The organism is Paraburkholderia fungorum, assembly GCF_046027215.1.
In the GTDB taxonomy this organism is placed as follows: Bacteria; Pseudomonadota; Gammaproteobacteria; order Burkholderiales; family Burkholderiaceae; genus Paraburkholderia; species Paraburkholderia fungorum_D.
Genome location: NZ_JAQQEN010000002.1, coordinates 1,877,081 through 1,893,142, shown reverse-complemented (window position 1 = coordinate 1,893,142; position 16,062 = coordinate 1,877,081). Strand labels below are relative to the sequence as shown.

Here is a 16,062-nt window from a genome sequence, read left to right as displayed (position 1 = left end):
GAGTTGGTTAGTCATCCGCGTCATTGCATCGCAACACGGAGGAGTACGCATGCTAGAAGCGTCTGACGGTACCGTGTGGGTGGGAGTCGGGTCTCTGCTGGCAGTGGGGCTGGCAGGGGCGTCGGCGATGGCCTGGCAAGCGCCGCTCGGCCGACGGCGCAAGCTGGCGAGCTCGTCCGGGCTGGTCGCTCTGCTTGGCACGGCCGTGGGGCTCGCTGTGATGGGCGGCGGATTTGCTCGCTATCTGTCGTCGGCGGCGCAGGCGCATGTCGAACGTGTTGAGCTATACGTGGCGGTGTTGATGGGTGCGCTGATCTTCGCGATATCGGCTGTGACCGTGTGCCAGTTGCGCGGCGTATTGAACGCATGGGAAGCGCGTCAAGCTGCGCGCCCCGGCCATAGCGTTGTCAATCTTCTCGGGTTGCTTCTGTGCGCGGGGCTCGGCTATGGATTCGTCACGGAAGAGGCGCAGCCGTTCGGCCTCGCGGCGCTGCTTGAAACAGGCGCGCTCGCTGCCGCATTAGGTGCGCATCTGATGCTGAACCGCGAGTATTCCGGCAGGCACGACACGGCCACGTATGCATTCGCCAGCCGTTGCGACGCAATCGGGTCCCAACCCACGCGCGTGTGTGCTCACCACCGCTCCACGCTTCGCCCGACGCGTCGTCAACGATGAATACCTGGACACGCCGGACATCGGGAACAGGGGGCGGCGGAATGGCTCCGCCGCAGCGATCAATCGCCGGCAGCAGAAAACTCGCTGAAGTACTGAGCTTTCTTGTGCAGGATCAGTTGGGCCAGAAACTCGGCGTCGTACGCGCGGTGAAGGTGGGCGTGAAAGCGCTCGATGTAGGCGGTAATGCGCGCGGCCTCGCCGTTGAATTCCTTGAGGACGTCGAGCGTGCCGCGGTCCCAGCGAAAGCGCAGGCCGAGATCGCTGAAGGCGGCATTGTACGCGCTCAGATGCGCGTCGTCGGGGTGATCCGCCGCAACATGGGCAGTGCGCGCGCTGGCATGAGACACAACCTGGGCGTGGTTCATGATCGGCCTCCTGGGCTGACAAGTGAGAGTACTGACGGAAGATCAGTGAGGACTCGCTTGCAGAATAGGGGTGCTGATCAATTTACGATAGTTAAAGTTTTATTGGATTTCCATAGCCTACTGCTTATACACGCTCAATTCCTTCACGCGCGTGATCTTCTCGATCAGATTCGCGCCTTCCTCCATCAGGAAGCGTTTGAAGGCGACCGCGACCGGCGGCAGGCGCTTGTTCTTCCGGTGCACGACATACCAGTTGAGCATGACCGGGAAGCTCTCGACGTCGAGCACCACCAGATGGCCGAGCTGCAATTCGAGGCTGATGGTATGCGCGGACAGGAACGCGATGCCCATGCCCGCGATCACGGCCTGCTTGATGGTTTCGGTGCTCTTGATCTCCATCGCGATCTTCAGATTGGCAAGGCGTCCGGCGAAACCTTCTTCCATCGAATTCCATGTATCCGAGCCGCGTTCGCGCACGATAAAGGCCTCACTCGCGAGCTGGTTCATCTTGATGTTGCGCTTGTGCGCGAGCGCATGCGTGGGCGCTGCCACGATCACATAAGGGTGCGGCGCGAACGGCTCGTTGGTCGCGTCGGTTTCGTGCGGCGGACGCACCATCACCGCGAGATCGGTCTGATTGGTGGCGAGCTGGTGCAGCAGTTCTTCGCGATTGTGCACGGCGAGATTGAGCACCACCCCGGAGTAGCGGCGGGTGAATTCAGCCAGCACGCGTGGAAAGAAGTAGTCGCCCGCGCTGATCACCGCGACGTTCAGTTTGCCGCCGGAGACGCCCTTGAGCTGACTCATCGCTTCGTCGACTTCGTGAAACTGCTGAATGATCGCGCGGCTGTAGTGAAGCATCTCGGTGCCGGCCGGGGTCAGGTAGATCTTTTTGCCGAGCTGCTCGAACAGCGGCAGCCCCGCATGTTCTTCGAGTTGACGGACCTGAGTGGAAACGGCGGGCTGCGTCAGATGCAATTCTTCTGCGGCGCGCGAGAAGCTCAGGTGACGTGCCACCGTTTCGAAAACCTTAAGTTGCCGCAGAGTCGCATTGCGCATCGTCATGGCCGATGTATAAGCAAACGTGAATCGACATAATAACAAACTTTAATTATTAGTTATTCAGCAATCACCCTAGCATGGGTCTGTATAAGAAGGCGGAATTGCCGCTGCAGGACTCGGGTTAACGCTTGTTTTTCAGGCCCGACAGGGCCGCCGGTAAAAGTGAACGCACAGTCCGTGCTTAATTGATCGGAATAAAGAACTGTCTGGAATACGGTGATTCAGGGCGGCAGGGTTTCTAAAGAAAGCGGAATAAAGACGCAAATATTAAATATTCCCGGATTGCAAGGCTTTTCGGGTCATAACCAAAAGGTGGGATGCATACAGCGCGGCGTTCTGGCCGGCTGCACTATATAAATGGCGGAGACAAGGCTCATGGACGATATCAATCAGCAGACCACGGCCCGCGTATTCTGGGCGAACCGTTGGTGGCAACTCGCCATTGGCATGATGTGCATGGCGTTGGTGGCCAATCTGCAATACGCCTGGACGTTGTTCGTCACACCGATGAACTCGCGCCATCACTGGGGCGAAGCGTCGATCCAACTCGCCTTCGCCATCTTTATCCTCACTGAAACGTGGCTCGTGCCGGTGGAAGGCTGGCTGGTCGACAAGTTCGGACCGCGTCCGGTGGTTGCCGGTGGCGCGGTCTGCGCGGGGCTTGCGTGGGTCATCAATTCCTATGCGACGAGCCTGCCGGAACTGTATGTCTCAGCGGTCATTGCCGGGATCGGCGCGGGGGGCGTATACGGGACCTGCGTCGGCAATGCGTTGAAATGGTTTCCCGATCGCCGCGGTCTCGCGGCGGGTCTTACCGCGGCGGGTTTTGGCGCGGGCGCGGCAGTGACGGTGATTCCGATTGCGAACATGATTACTCGCTCGGGCTACGAGCACACGTTCTTTTTCTTCGGCATTCTGCAAGGCGTGTCCATTCTCGTACTCGCACTGCTTCTGAAGAAGCCGACCGTGCGTCCGGCCACCACCGCGAAAAAGAAATTCGCCGTTACCAAGGTCGATTACACGCCGGGCCAGATGATCAGGACACCGGTGTTCTGGGTGATCTACGTGTCGTTTGTCGCGGTGGCGGCGGGCGGTCTGATGGCGACCGCGCAAATCGGTCCGATCGCAAAGGACTGGGGACTCGCGCGCATTCCGATGACGATGTTCGGCATGACCTTGCCGCTGCTCACCTTGACGCTCTCGATCGACAACGTCTGCAACGGCTTTACCCGTCCGCTGTGCGGCTTCATTTCCGACAAGCTGGGCCGCGAAAATACGATGTTCGTGATCTTTATCGGCGAGGGCCTGGCGCTGCTCGGTCTGATGCAGTACGGCACCAACCCGTATGCGTTCATGACCTTTGCCGCGCTGATCTTCCTGTTCTGGGGCGAAATCTTCTCGATCTTTCCGGCGATCTGCGCCGACACTTTCGGCAGCAAATACGCGGCGGCTAACGCCGGCACCTTGTACACGGCGAAGGGCACGGCCTCGCTGATCGTGCCGATTGCTTCGGTACTGTCGGCCACGGGCGGCTGGAGCCTGGTGTTTATCGTCGCGGCGGTCGTCACGATTGCCGCGGGCATCTCGGCCAAGTTCGTGCTCGCGCCGATGCGCTCGCGCTGGATCGAGGCGCATAACCAGCCGCAGGGCGTGCTGGCCGCTGCCGGCAGCAAGACTTCCCGGCTGGGCCACTGGCCCGAGCAGACAGGCGAGTAGGGTGAACCGCTCGCGCCCGGCAACTGACTCATGAACGTTTCGTTGCAGCAACTCAAGGTGTTTGTCGCCGTTGCGCGTGAGCGGAGTTTTACGCGCGCGGCGCGTGAGTTCGATCTCACGCAATCGGCGGTGAGCCGATGCGTGCGTGAACTCGAAGACGCGGTAGAGCTGAAACTGTTCGACCGGACCACCCGCCAGGTAGAACTGACTAATGCGGGCGCGAGCCTCGAACGGCGAATCGGCCGCCTGCTCGACGAAATCGATCTGACGCTGCGCGAGGAGCGCGCCGCATACGACGGACATACCGGCGTGGTGGTGGTGGCGAGCAATCCGGTGTTGTCGTCGGCCTGGGTGGCGGACGGTCTTGCGCGTTGTGCCGCGGCTTTTCCGGAATTGATCGTGTCCGTCAAGGATCAGCCACAAGCCGGCGTACTCGCCAGCGTCGAGCAAGGTGAAGTCGATTTCGGCGTGGTGTCGGTGGCGGAGCCGTTGGTAGGCGATCTGTTGCATGCGCAAGTGGTTTTCACCACATCGTTGCACGCGGTGTTGCCCTTCGCGCATCCGCTGGCAAGACATGCGGACATCTCGTGGAGCGCATTACGGGATGTTCCGCTCGTCACGCTGAATGCGGACGCGGGCGTGCGCGCCGCGCTCGACCTGGCCTTCAGCATGCATGGCCTGAAACAGCGGCCGGCGCAGGAACTCGGCCATGTCGCCGGCGTGTTGCGCATGATCGAACTCGGCCTCGGTATCGGCGTGTTACCGGTGGACTCGCATTGGCCCGCGCCGCGTGCGCCGCTGGTATCCCGACCGCTGCTTCCCCAGATGAATCTGACGACGATGCTCGTGCATCGCCGCAACCGTTCGCTCAGACCCAACGCCGCATCGGCATGGGCGCAGTTCGCCATGTCAGCCAGTGCACATTCGAATGCCACCGTGACACCACCGCCCGGCGCTCCCGATCAGTCCACGCAACATCCACGCAAGGAGCTTCATGATGGAAACTGACACCGACCTCAGGCGCCACGATCTGCTGATTGACGGCAAGCGCTTGCCGCCTGGCACGGGCGAATATTCCGTCGATATCAACCCGGCCACCGAAGAGCCGATTGCGCTAGTCGCGCAAGGCAGTGGCGCCGATGTGGACGCCGCGGTGCATGCGGCACGCGCTGCGCTAAAAGTGTGGAATGCAATACGAGCCGCCGAGCGGGGCCGCATCCTGGCGCGTCTCGCCGGTCTGATGCGCGCGAATCTCGAAGAACTCGCCGCGCTGGAAAGCCTTGATGCCGGCAAGCCGATTTCCGCGGTGATGCGGCAGGACATTCCGGCCGCGATCGATACGCTCGAATACTACGCAGGCTGGTGCGACAAGATCAACGGGCAGGTTGTGCCCGTACGGCCCGATGCCTTGACGTATACCTTGCGCGAACCCGTCGGTGTGGTCGCCGCGATCGTGCCGTGGAATTTCCCGTTGATGATCGGCATGTGGAAGATTGCGCCGGCGCTGGCGTGCGGCTGCACGCTGATCGTCAAGCCGGCGGAGATCACGCCGCTTACAGCGCTGCGTATTGGTGAACTGGCGCTTGAAGCGGGTGTTCCGCCGGGAGTCCTGAACATTGTCACCGGCAAGGGACGGGTGGTGGGCGACGCGCTGGTCGCGCATCCGGGCATCGACAAAGTTACTTTCACGGGTTCGCCTTCGGTGGGGCGCGGCATTCTGCAAGGCGCGGCAGGTAACTTTAAGCGCGTGACGCTGGAGTTGGGCGGCAAGTCGGCCAACCTGATTTTCCCGGATGCGAATCTCGACAATGCGGTGCGGGCAGCGGCATCGGGGATTTTCTTCAACACAGGTCAGGTGTGTTCGGCGGGCTCGCGCATTCTCGCGCATCGCGACGTCTACGACGAAGTGGTCGAGCGGCTGGCCGCGCGTGCCAGGTCGATCAAGGTCGGCGATCCGGCGGCGCGCGAGACCTCGATGGGCCCGCTCATCTCCGCTGCGCAGATGAAGACCGTGCTTGGTTATGTCGACGCAGGACAGTCCGAAGGGGCATCGCTCGTGACAGGTGGCCGGCGCATAGGCGAGCGCGGCTTCTTCGTCGAGCCAACCGTGTTCGCCAACGTCGAGCATGAAATGCGTATTTCGCAGGAGGAGATCTTCGGGCCGGTGGCGAGTGTGATTCGTTTCAACGATGAAGCCGACGCCATACGCATTGCCAATGGCACGTTGTATAGCCTCGCGGCCGGTGTGTGGAGCGCGGACATCGGCCGGGTGCATCGGGTGGCGCGCGACCTGAAGGCGGGCACGGTGTGGATCAACACCTACGGTTATACCGATGTGCGCCTGCCGTGGGGTGGCTCAGGCGATTCGGGTTTTGGCCGCGAGCACGGCGATGTGGCGATCGAGAATTTCACCGAGCCCAAGGCCGTGTGGCTGGCGATCGATCAATAGGGCATTAGAAAAGGATCGAACGCGCGGCGTTCGGTCCTTTCTTCAGCATTGAAATGGCAACCGAAGCCAACCGAACTTCAATCGCCCTGCAAGGCCATCCGTTCCCGCAGTTTGATCAACGCGAGCACGACGTCGATGGTTGGCGTCGGTTCGGCTACGAGACGGCCCATTTCCTGCACCACTGTCAGCAGCGGATCGATTTCCATTGGCCGGCGGTTTTCCAGGTCGACCAGCGTCGAAGTTTTGTGCGCGCCGACCGCGCCCGCACCGTCGATGCGCTTTTCGACGTCCACCCGAAAATGCACGCCGAACTGATCCGCGATTCGCTTGGCTTCCAGCATCATCGTGCGTGACACCGCACGCGTGCCGGGGTCGCTCGTCAGGACATCGAGCGTAGCGTGCGTCAGCGCGCTGATCGGGTTGAAGCACAGATTGCCCCACAGCTTGAGCCAGATTTCGTCGCGGATATTGTCGCGGACCGGCGCATCGAAACCGGCGGCCTGCATGATCTCGTGCAATTGCTGAATGCGCGGCGTGCGTTCGCCACTCGGCTCGCCGATCGGGAATTTCTTGCCGTACACATGCTTGATGACACCCGGTTCGACGATTTCCGCCGCGGGGTACAGCACACAGCCAATCGCGCGTTCGGGACCGAGCTTCGTCCATTGACTGCCGTCCGGATCGATGCTGGCGAGGCGCGTGCCGGCGAACTTGCCGCCGTGCTGATAGAAGTACCAGTAGGGAATCCCGTTGACGCCCGTCACGATTGCCGTGTGCTTGCCGAGCAGGGGCTGCATGGCGTCGACCACGCCTGGCAGCGAGTGTGCCTTGAGCGTGACGATCACGAAGTCCTGCACACCAAGTTCGCGCGGGTCGGAGGTGCAGCGCACCGGCGCACTGAAGGTTTCGCCGTCCATGATCAGGCGCGCGCCGTGTTCGCGCATTGCCGCGAGATGCGCGCCACGCGCGACGAAACTCACATCCGCGCCGGCGCGCGCCAATTGCACGCCCATCAGTCCGCCGATCGCTCCCGCTCCGAAGATACAGATCTTCATGATGTCGCCCCTATGCTTTTGAGAAGCCGCTTGCCCGCTGCCGTATCTGGCCGTGTCACGGCGGCGAGTCACGCTTCGAGCATAGGGGGGAGGGATGATTGGGGATAGTTAAAGTTTTTGCGGCCGTCCATTAGCGATTGGTTATGCATGCGCCAATAGGGCGGAAAGCGGGTGTGTTTCGAAGGAAGGCCCCGGGCCGCGTTTTCCTGCGCAACCGGGGGCGTGTCAGGTCCGCCGCACCAGCAGGAAACTCACGCCGATGGCCGCCAGAAAAGCACCACAGCAGCGGTTGAACCATCGCCGTACTTTCGCTTGAACGAGCCACTTGCCGAGGTGCATGCCGGCCCATGAGTAAAGCGCGATCGCCACCCATTCGAGCACCAGAAAGCTCGCGCCGAGTACGGCGAATTGCGGCAGCATCGGCTTGGCGATATCGACGAATTGCGGCAAAAACGCGGTGAAGACCAGAATCGCTTTCGGATTGCCGGCCGCCACCAGACATTCTTGCCGCGCAATTCGCCACAGCGAGGCGTCGTCCTGTTGGGTCGTGTCGATGGCGGGAGCGTCGCTGCGCCACAACTGAATCGCCAGCCAGATCAGATACGCGGCGCCGGCCAGTTTGATCGCGAGAAAGAACCATTCCGAGGCGTGCAGCACAACCGCGAGTCCGGTTGCGGCGAGCACCAGCATCAATGCGAATGCGACGAGCCGCCCGGTGCCGCCGACAAACGCGGTCATGAAGCCGTGACGCGCCGCAACATTGATCGATAACAGATTGTTCGGGCCGGGCGCGAGATTGATCGCGAAGCAGGCAGGCAGAAAGAACAGCCAGGCGGTGATGGACATGACGACTCGCAGAGAGAAAGGGCGCTTGCAACGAATTGTGCGCGCAGGACCGGGCGTCTCGTGCACATTGATGCAATTGTAGCGAAAGCCCCGCCCTTACGGATTCGACCCGTTCACTCAGTTCACCGATTTGACGAAGCCCGGGTCGCTGATCAGCGCATCGACGCTCAGCTTGACGGTGTCTTCGATTGCGATCGTGCTGCTGGTGAATTTAGGCGACTTTTGCCGCACTGTCTTAATAGTTGAGAACACAACCTTTTGAGTCGCGGCATCGGTCACGATGTAGCGCATTTTCAGCGTCCAGAACGCCGGCGAGCGTGCGTCATCTACCGTGAAATTTTCGATGCTGCCGCTCAGGATCTTCCCGCTCTCGGTGAGATGAAAGCCGGCGATCTGCAGGCTATTCGCGACACTGTTGCGCACTGCTTCGTTGATATCGCTTTTCAGCACGATGACGGTCATCGCCGTGTTCTCGATCCGGTTCGGCGAAACGCGCCCGCTGCGTGCCGGCATATAGGCAAAATCTCGGGCAGGCGCGACGCTCAGCCAGCCGGTTGGATGCGCCACTGCGCGCGGCGAACTGTTCAGACCGAACCACGACCACGAGCACGCGGATAGCATCAACGGCAGCGCGATGGCGCCGCAGCCCTTGAGCACGGCGCCTCTCAAGGCCGGATGCATGACACTGAGCGGCGGCCGTACAGACTGGCTCTGTTGCGGCGACTCCGGCGCTGTGCGGGGAAAAGCGGCGGTCGAGGTCAGAGGATGTGCCCTTTAAATTGAAACGTATTCAAAAACGGCGGCGGGTCTTGAAGAGGATACACGCCGCTGTCACACAGCGAACCGTCTGTAAGCCGTATCAGCGGCTGAATTCGCGAAGTCTCCCCAGCGCTTTCGCGAGTCCGGACGGACGTGAGTCTTACCGGTTCAAAGCTACATGGTAACAGCCAGTCGATTTACGACAATAACTGCTGGGCGTGATTTCATATAGAGCGTTATATCGATCATCACGTGTCGACAAGAATGCCGCGCCCGCGAATTCGCGTGGCATAATCGCACGGCTTTCAATTCTTAAAATCCCGTCGCATGCTGCGCCGCCATCTACAGAAGATTGGCAGTATCCTCGGATTGCTCGCGATCCTGATGACAACGCTCGCCCCTACGGTGTCGCAGGCGTTGAGCGCGCATGACCGACTCGAGGCGGAGCAATCGGATCTTTGTTCGGCGCAAGCCACGCCTTCTGCCAACGGGGACGCCGACGCATCGCATTCGCAGGCGCTTCATTGGGAGGCGTGCGGCTATTGCGGGCTGCTCGCGCATTTCCCTGCCGTGCCGCCGGTGCCGGTCGCTTTCGCGACTCAAGCCGCATTTGCGCACGCCGCTGTTGTCCATGCAAGCGTCAACGGGCCATCCGTTACGCCCGTTTTTTCGGCGCAACCACGCGCGCCACCTGTCGCCGTTCTCTGATTCCAGCCGGTCTGGCAACCTGCGTGACGCGGTGCGTTTCCATACGGACGCCGCTATAGCACCGATGCACCTCGTTGCCTGACCGCGCGGACCCATTTTTCCTTCGCCGATCCATACCGCTAGCCGTGCCTGTTCGCGTCCGTCAGCCTGTCTGACGGTGCGTCATGCGCTGGCGCGTGCATGACGACTGGCGTCCCGCAACGAACCCGACAGGTTGGCCGATGATCGTTCCTTGCGGCGCTTTTGCATGACATGTCAGCGGCACACGCGGCTGACCGCATGGCTGGGCCTTCTGGCGCTCTGGCTAGGGCTTGCCGCGCCTGTCGTCACACAGATGCTGGCGGCGCGGGAAAGCGCGGCTTCGCCTGCGGTTTCATTTGCCGAGCTGTGTTCGACACATGCGGCGCGTGCCATGCATGCGTTGGCGGGCGATTCGCGCGAGGCTGCGCCTCAGCCGTCGACGCATCACGATAAGTCCTGCGGTTATTGCGGTTTTCTTGCGCATCATTTGCCAATCGCGGGCAGCGGCTTTAGCGTGCCGCGCGCATCGATGGCGTTTGGCCCTGCGGTGCACGCACGCTCGCTCGGCTTTCGGCTGGTCGCGCGGTTCTCTCCGAATCGTCCGCGTGGACCACCTGCAGGCGTTTCCAATTCCGTTTAGACCGCGCGATGTATTGCGCGGCCCACTCGTCATCCATGGAAACGTTATGCACACTCGTACTCTCGCACGCGTGGCGTGCCAGCTCGCGCTCGTTTTCGGCGGCGCAGCCAACTGCGCGCCGGCCTTTTCCCATATCACCGCGCAACCGAATGAAGCAGTTGGCGGTACTTACTTTCAGACCACGCTGAATGTGCCGCACGGTTGCGATGGTTCGTCGACTGTCGCCATTCAGGTTGCCATACCCGCTGATGTGTTGTCGGTCAAACCGCAAATGAAAGCCGGCTGGCGCGTCGACATCCAGACGCGCGCGATCGAACCGCCGTTAAAGGGCGAACACGGCGCGTCGGTCACGCGCGTGGTGAGTTCGGTTGAATGGCGCGGCGGTCCGTTGCCCGACAGTCTTTACGACAGCTTTGGTCTCGTCATGAAGCTGCCCGAGGCCGCCGGCAAGACCCTGTATTTCCCGGTCGTGCAGACCTGCGAAAGCGGCCGCCGCGAATGGACCGAGATTCCCGCTGACGGCCAAAGCTGGCACGCGTTGCACAGTCCGGCACCGTTCGTTCGCCTGAAGGCGGCCGATGCGGCGCCTCCTGCGGCTGCTTCGTCGACGGACGCTGAGCCTGCACATGTCCACTCGCATTCGCATTCGAACTGATCGAATCCGCGTGAACTTCCACGTTCAAAAGACGCTGCCACGATGCAGCGCCGGGACCTCATCACATGTATCGATTCATTAAACGAAGCGGCGCACTATCGAGTGCCGCGGTTTTTGTCGCCACGCATGCGTTCGCGCAAACCAGCGAGTCGTCCGATGCCACTGAGCCGAAGCTGCTCGCACCCGTTGTGGTTCAGGGGCAGGCCGACGGCTCGTTGACTTCCGGCACGCCCGCACAACAGAAACGCAAGCTCGACGAAACGGTGGGCTCGGTGGGTTTTGTCGACAGCGAGTCGTACGCGAACACTTATGCGTTCACCTTGCGCGACGTTCTGAAGGATGTACCGGGCGTGTTCGTGCAGAACCGCTACGGACAGGAATTGCGGCTTTCGATCCGTGGTTCGGGCATTGCGCGTTCGTACCATACCCGCGGCCTCGAAATTCTTCAGGATGGCATACCAACCAACCAGGCTGACGGCAGCGGCGACTATTACCAGATTGACCCGCTCGCCTTGCAGGCAACCGAGGTCTACAAAGGCGGCAATGGCCTGGCTTATGGATCATCGACGCTGGGCGGCGCGATTGACTTCCTGACGCCTACCGCGCGCACTGCGTTGGCGCCAAACATTTTGCGCCTCGAAGGCGGCAGCTTCGGCACCGTTCGCAGCGGCGCGCAGTTCTCGCGCGTGGTGGGGCCGCTCGATTTTATCGGCACCTTCACGGTTGATCACAACGACGGTTTCCGTCAGCATTCACGCGGCCAGTACGAGCAATTTAACGCGAACGTTGGCTATCGTTTCAGTCCGAACGTCGAGACGCGCTTCTATCTGGGCGCATATATTGTCGATCAGCAATTGCCGGGCACGCTGAGCCTGAGCGACGCGTTGAACAACCCGACCAAAGCGGCGGCCAGCGCATTATCCGGCGATCAGGCGCGCAACACGCGCACTGAGCGGATCGCCAATCGCACGACCGTGAAGCTCGATGTCGGGCAGCTCGACATCGACACATGGGCGATTCACAAGAGCCTGTATCACCCGATCTTCCAGGTAATCGATCAGGACGGCTGGACCTACGGCGTCGCGCCGCGCTACACGGCGACGTTGAACCTGGGCGGCATGCGCGACGACGTGATTGCGGGCGCGCGATTTTTCGGCGGCAATACGCAGGCGCGGCAGTATGTGAACGTATCTGGCAACCGGGGCACGCAGACGCTCGACTCGACACAGAACGCGTATAACTACGAGGCGTACGTGGAGAACCGCCTGTTCTTCCTGCCGACCGTCGCGTTGATGACCGGCGTGAAGGCGCTGCGGGACGTACGCGATTATGTGGACCATGGCGGTCTTGCTGCGGACCCGACTTATAAGTCGGCGAGCCAGACGTATAACGGCATCAATCCGAAGGTCGGATTTTTGTGGCAACCCAATCGCGAGATTCAGGCCTTTATCGACATCACGCGCAGCCAGGACACGCCTGACTTTACCGACCTCACGCAGTCGTTCGCATCGACCACACGTTTTACGCCGTTGCAATCGCAGCATGCATGGACCCTCGAGGTGGGGACGCGCGGCACGCGTGACAGGGTGAGTTGGGATCTGACTGCGTATCAGTCGATGGTGCGGGATCAGTTGTTGCAGTACACGATCAATCCTGACGTTCCGGCTAATACGTTCAATGCCAACAAGACTGTATTGCGGGGGATTGAAGCGCAGGCTTCGGTGGATGTGTGGCGCGATGTTTTCAAGCCGGGGTCGGGGGACCGGATTACTTTGTCCGGCTTGTGGAATCTGAGCGATTTCCGCTTTAAGGATGATCCACAGTATGGATCGAATCGGATTGCTGGCGTACCCGTTAATGTGCTGCGCGCGGCTTTGAGTTATGTGCGGCCGGATGGTTTTCATGTCTCGGCGTCTATGGATTGGGTGCCTGCCGGCGCCTGGGCTGACGATGCTAATACGCTGCGCGTGCCGGGGTATGTGTTGCTTGGGTTGCAAGCGGGGATGGATTTTCGTAATGGAGTGTCGGTGTTTGTCGATGCCAGGAATCTGGCTAACAAGCGGTATGTTAGTGATATCAGTACAGTGGGGAATGCTGCTACTGCTAGTGGGATGATTTTTTATCCTGGGGAGGGGAGGAGTGTTTTTGCTGGAATGAGATACGCGTTTTGATTTTTTTTTGCCTTTGGCGGCGGCACTTTCCTTGTGCCTGCGGCGTTGGTTGTTTCTCTTGCTTTTGGTTTATTAGCGTTCCCCCTGTGCGGGGGGGCACCTACTTTTCTTTGCCGCCGCAAAGAAAAGTAGGCAAAAGAAAGCGGCTCAAACCGCCAACGTTTAAGTGGGTCCCCTGGCTTGGAGGGGCTAGTGGTCCGATTAACGGATCACACCTCGGTCCATAAGTGCCTGTGACACAGCCGTCATCCGCTCCCACTCCGCACTACGTGCGTCGCGGATGGGTCTGCCTGGGAAACCAGGGGCTTCGGTTTGTGTTTGTGGGGGCCATCGGCTTCGCCTCGGCGAGGCGCCGAAAACACCAGTCGGACTGGTTTTGTGAAGTACCGCATCGGCGCGCGCAGCGCCGCCGGAAGCATGACGGCCTGGTCACTCAGGCGGGGAGGTGCGCAGGCTCAATCTCTACGGAGCCACGATCCCCTCCAAGCCAGGGGACTCGCTTAAGAATTGGCGGTTTGAGCCGCTTTCTTTTGCCTACTTTTCTTTGCGGCCGGCAAAGAAAAGTAGGTGCCCCCCCGCACAGGGGGAACGCTAATAGACCAATAAGAAAACAAGGAAAGGCCAACGCCGCAGACACAAGGAAAATGCCGCCGCCAAAGGCAAAAAAAATCAAAAAAACCCAGCTTTCCCCTGAGTCATATCCACCAGCGCCAGCTGGGCCTCATCCATGGAATTGGCAGGCACCCGAACTGTCATCCTTACGAGCATCCCATAAGCACTCTCCACCAGCGCATATCCCTGAGCCTCAATCCATCTTCGCACTTTCGCCTCATCGGCATACCCCACTTCGACAATCAGCGAAGCCTGAACAACCCTCTCCACCCGCGGCGCGTTCAACAGCGCCGAAGCAATTGCATCTGTATAAGCCCGCACCAACCCGCCCGCGCCCAGCTTCACCCCACCGTAATACCGCACGACAGCCGCCAGCACACCGTCCAGATCATGGTGCCGCAGTACCTCCAGAATCGGCCGGCCCGCGGTTCCGGACGGCTCACCGTCGTCGGACATACCCGACTGGCCACCCGCCAGCAACGCCCAGCACACATGCGTCGCGGCAGGATGCTCGTCGCGCAGACGCCGCAACTCAGCCATCGCGGCGTCGCGGTCAGCGACCGGTATCGCATGCGCAATAAACCGGCTCTTGCGAATCTCGAGTTCCGCAGTCAACGCCGCGGGCAAGGTATAAGTGGGCAAGGCAAAAACTTAAATGAATGAGAAATGCGGACGGCTCTCGCGGCCCAGTGACTGCAATGGTAACGGATAGCCAGCAGATATCCGGCGAATCACCCGCGCACGCTTGCCACATATCGCTACGCTCGTTCGCAAGCGCCAGCCGCGCACGCGCACGTCCACGCCCACGCCTTCGCCAATCCAGATTCCAACCATTCGTCTACAATCATCGACTGAGCGCGCGCCCACCTGTCTGCTGGGCCCAGCGCGTCACCAAGGAGACGACATGCTTGACCTTTCCACGCTAGGAACCTTCGTTGCCGTTGTGCTAGGCCTTTTTCTGATTCCCGGTCCGGCCGTGCTGCTGGTGTTGACGCGCACCGTGCATGGTGGCCGCAAGGCGGGCATCCTCACCGGCCTCGGTATCGCCACAGGTGACTTCATTCATACGCTCGCGGCATCGATCGGCCTGTCGGCACTGCTGATGACCTCAGCGCTCGCCTTCAATGCCGTTAAATTTGTCGGCGCCGCCTATCTCGTCTATCTGGGCATCCGCGCGTTGCGCGAAAAGCAGGCAAGCGTGCATATGCCGACGGTCGCGCCGGTATCGGCTTCCAAAGCCTTCTTCCAGGCCATCCCCGCCGAGGTGTTGAATCCCAAGACCGCGTTGTTCTTCCTCGCGTTCCTGCCGCAGTTCGTCCATCCCGAGCACGGTTCGTCCTTCCTGCAATTCACAACGCTCGGCCTCATCTTTGTCGGCATGAGCGCGCTTTACACGACACTGATCGTGGTAACCATTCGTCCGCTGGGCAAACTGGTCAAACGCCTGACATGGCTTGCCCGCTGGCAAAACAAGATCATCGGCGTGCTATTCATTTCGCTCGGCCTGCGGGTAGCGGCGCAAACGCGCTAAGCAGCGCGCGCCGCGCCGTTCCTGCGAACGTGCATGCTGCAACACACATTCTGACGTCAGATGTTTCGGCGCTGCCGCCGCAAGCGGCCTTCGCGCGCATATTCCATCTGGCCCTCGGTGCGCACGGCGAGCCTTTCCTGTTCGACACGGCTCATTTGCCGCGTATCGTCGATGTCGCCAACCCGCAGCACTTCCTGCGCGATCCGGATGCGCAGTGTCATCAGCGGTTCGCCGCGTTCAATCAGCGTGCGATCCGTGACGCGTGCCTGCTGCACGCCGGCGTCGATCAGATAACGTAGTTCCAGCAACGTGAGGCGCTGGCGCTGGATCTCGAGAATCAGCCGCTGGACGGCCTGTTCATCACGCGTGCGCCACCACGCGCGCAGGTCGGCGAGCGTTGGAGGTTCGAAGGAAGGAAGGCGCATTGGTCAGACGAAAAAACACTGTATATATGTACAGTATAGCCCGTCCGGTTAGGGAACCGCGTAGAGCGTTTGAAATGCCATCGCGGAGCAGGTATGCAGGGATCAGGACAGCGCCAGCATGATCGTCGAGGAGATAACGATAATGAAGAGGCACACGGCAGTCAGGATGTCGTATGGATAATTCATGTCGTAACCGTAAATGTAAGTAACCGGCGAATCAGCCCATCATAGGCATTACCGTTCTCACTTACTGTCAACCATTGCAAAGGCGCTAACAGTGTTCGGGCAACGCACGTCACGCGCTTGCGCGCGGCATTGAGTTTCGCCAGCACGGGCACGTCGGATTTCGCGTTGATCGTATTGGCCACAGC

The 16,062-nt window shown here is 60.6% G+C and carries 17 protein-coding genes; 9 read left to right on the top strand and 8 right to left on the bottom strand.

Translation table 11 applies throughout. The features are described 5' to 3' along the window. Window positions 1-49 precede the first annotated feature (49 nt). Window positions 50-676 (top strand): NAD(P)(+) transhydrogenase (Re/Si-specific) subunit beta, encoded by a 627-nt coding sequence (locus PQR27_RS28995; RefSeq protein WP_408527024.1) that lies wholly within the window; start codon window positions 50-52, stop codon window positions 674-676. Window positions 677-735: 59 nt separating this feature from the next. Here PQR27_RS28995 and PQR27_RS28990 read toward each other — a convergent pair whose 3' ends face one another. Both PQR27_RS28990 and PQR27_RS28985 read right to left on the bottom strand, forming a co-directional pair. After that, window positions 736-1,041 carry an HAD family hydrolase gene (locus PQR27_RS28990; RefSeq protein ID WP_408527023.1) on the bottom strand — a complete coding sequence of 102 codons (306 nt, stop codon included), beginning with the start codon at window positions 1,039-1,041 and terminating at the stop codon, window positions 736-738. Window positions 1,042-1,158: 117 nt separating this feature from the next. Next, window positions 1,159-2,106: a LysR family transcriptional regulator gene (locus tag PQR27_RS28985; protein ID WP_408527022.1), complete on the bottom strand. Its 948-nt coding sequence runs from the start codon at window positions 2,104-2,106 to the stop codon at window positions 1,159-1,161. Window positions 2,107-2,478: 372 nt separating this feature from the next. On the opposite strand from PQR27_RS28985, the gene oxlT reads away from it, so the two are divergent. From oxlT to PQR27_RS28970, 3 genes are read left to right on the top strand one after another with little or no spacing between them, the layout of a single operon-like run. After that, window positions 2,479-3,819: an oxalate/formate MFS antiporter gene (gene oxlT, locus PQR27_RS28980; RefSeq protein ID WP_408527021.1), complete on the top strand. Its 1,341-nt coding sequence runs from the start codon at window positions 2,479-2,481 to the stop codon at window positions 3,817-3,819. 30 nt (window positions 3,820-3,849) lie between these two features. Further along, window positions 3,850-4,827: a LysR family transcriptional regulator gene (locus PQR27_RS28975; RefSeq protein ID WP_408527020.1), complete on the top strand. Its 978-nt coding sequence runs from the start codon at window positions 3,850-3,852 to the stop codon at window positions 4,825-4,827. Continuing rightward, the gene (locus PQR27_RS28970; RefSeq protein ID WP_408528331.1) at window positions 4,817-6,268 is read left to right on the top strand and encodes an aldehyde dehydrogenase family protein; all 1,452 of its coding nucleotides are present in this window, start codon (window positions 4,817-4,819) and stop codon (window positions 6,266-6,268) included. Before PQR27_RS28975 ends, PQR27_RS28970 begins: the two co-directional genes overlap by 11 nt. Before the next feature lie 77 nt (window positions 6,269-6,345). Here the strand turns inward: PQR27_RS28970 and PQR27_RS28965 are convergent, their stop codons facing one another. The 3 genes from PQR27_RS28965 to PQR27_RS28955 all read right to left on the bottom strand — a co-directional run bounded on the left by PQR27_RS28965 (window position 6,346) and on the right by PQR27_RS28955 (window position 8,826). Next, the gene (locus tag PQR27_RS28965) at window positions 6,346-7,323 is read right to left on the bottom strand and encodes a 2-dehydropantoate 2-reductase (protein WP_408527019.1); all 978 of its coding nucleotides are present in this window, start codon (window positions 7,321-7,323) and stop codon (window positions 6,346-6,348) included. 225 nt (window positions 7,324-7,548) lie between these two features. Then, a complete protein-coding gene (locus PQR27_RS28960) occupies window positions 7,549-8,169 on the bottom strand; it encodes a LysE family translocator (RefSeq protein WP_408527018.1) in 621 nt (206 codons plus the stop codon). A 117-nt stretch (window positions 8,170-8,286) separates the two neighbouring features. Next, window positions 8,287-8,826 (bottom strand): hypothetical protein, encoded by a 540-nt coding sequence (locus PQR27_RS28955; RefSeq protein ID WP_408527017.1) that lies wholly within the window; start codon window positions 8,824-8,826, stop codon window positions 8,287-8,289. Between the two features lie 429 nt (window positions 8,827-9,255). On the opposite strand from PQR27_RS28955, the gene PQR27_RS28950 reads away from it, so the two are divergent. From PQR27_RS28950 to PQR27_RS28935, 4 genes are all read left to right on the top strand, one after another. Next, window positions 9,256-9,636: a DUF2946 domain-containing protein gene (locus PQR27_RS28950; RefSeq protein ID WP_408527016.1), complete on the top strand. Its 381-nt coding sequence runs from the start codon at window positions 9,256-9,258 to the stop codon at window positions 9,634-9,636. Between the two features lie 247 nt (window positions 9,637-9,883). Further along, entirely contained in the window at window positions 9,884-10,297 is a 414-nt protein-coding gene (locus PQR27_RS28945; RefSeq protein ID WP_408527015.1) for a DUF2946 family protein, read from the top strand. A 46-nt stretch (window positions 10,298-10,343) separates the two neighbouring features. Beyond that, window positions 10,344-10,952 carry a YcnI family protein gene (locus PQR27_RS28940; RefSeq protein WP_408527014.1) on the top strand — a complete coding sequence of 203 codons (609 nt, stop codon included), beginning with the start codon at window positions 10,344-10,346 and terminating at the stop codon, window positions 10,950-10,952. 65 nt (window positions 10,953-11,017) lie between these two features. Next, window positions 11,018-13,123, top strand: a complete 2,106-nt coding sequence (locus PQR27_RS28935; RefSeq protein WP_408527013.1) for a TonB-dependent receptor family protein — start codon at window positions 11,018-11,020, stop codon at window positions 13,121-13,123. Between the two features lie 669 nt (window positions 13,124-13,792). Here the strand turns inward: PQR27_RS28935 and PQR27_RS28930 are convergent. Further along, entirely contained in the window at window positions 13,793-14,377 is a 585-nt protein-coding gene (locus PQR27_RS28930; RefSeq protein ID WP_408527012.1) for an IMPACT family protein, read from the bottom strand. 262 nt (window positions 14,378-14,639) lie between these two features. On the opposite strand from PQR27_RS28930, the gene PQR27_RS28925 reads away from it, so the two are divergent. Beyond that, window positions 14,640-15,266: a LysE family translocator gene (locus tag PQR27_RS28925; RefSeq protein WP_408527011.1), complete on the top strand. Its 627-nt coding sequence runs from the start codon at window positions 14,640-14,642 to the stop codon at window positions 15,264-15,266. Window positions 15,267-15,322: 56 nt separating this feature from the next. Here the strand turns inward: PQR27_RS28925 and PQR27_RS28920 are convergent, their stop codons facing one another. After that, window positions 15,323-15,691 (bottom strand): hypothetical protein, encoded by a 369-nt coding sequence (locus PQR27_RS28920; protein WP_408527010.1) that lies wholly within the window; start codon window positions 15,689-15,691, stop codon window positions 15,323-15,325. A gap of 182 nt (window positions 15,692-15,873) precedes the next feature. Continuing rightward, window positions 15,874-16,059, bottom strand: a complete 186-nt coding sequence (locus PQR27_RS28915; RefSeq protein WP_408527009.1) for a hypothetical protein — start codon at window positions 16,057-16,059, stop codon at window positions 15,874-15,876. Between the last annotated feature and the right edge of the window lie 3 nt (window positions 16,060-16,062).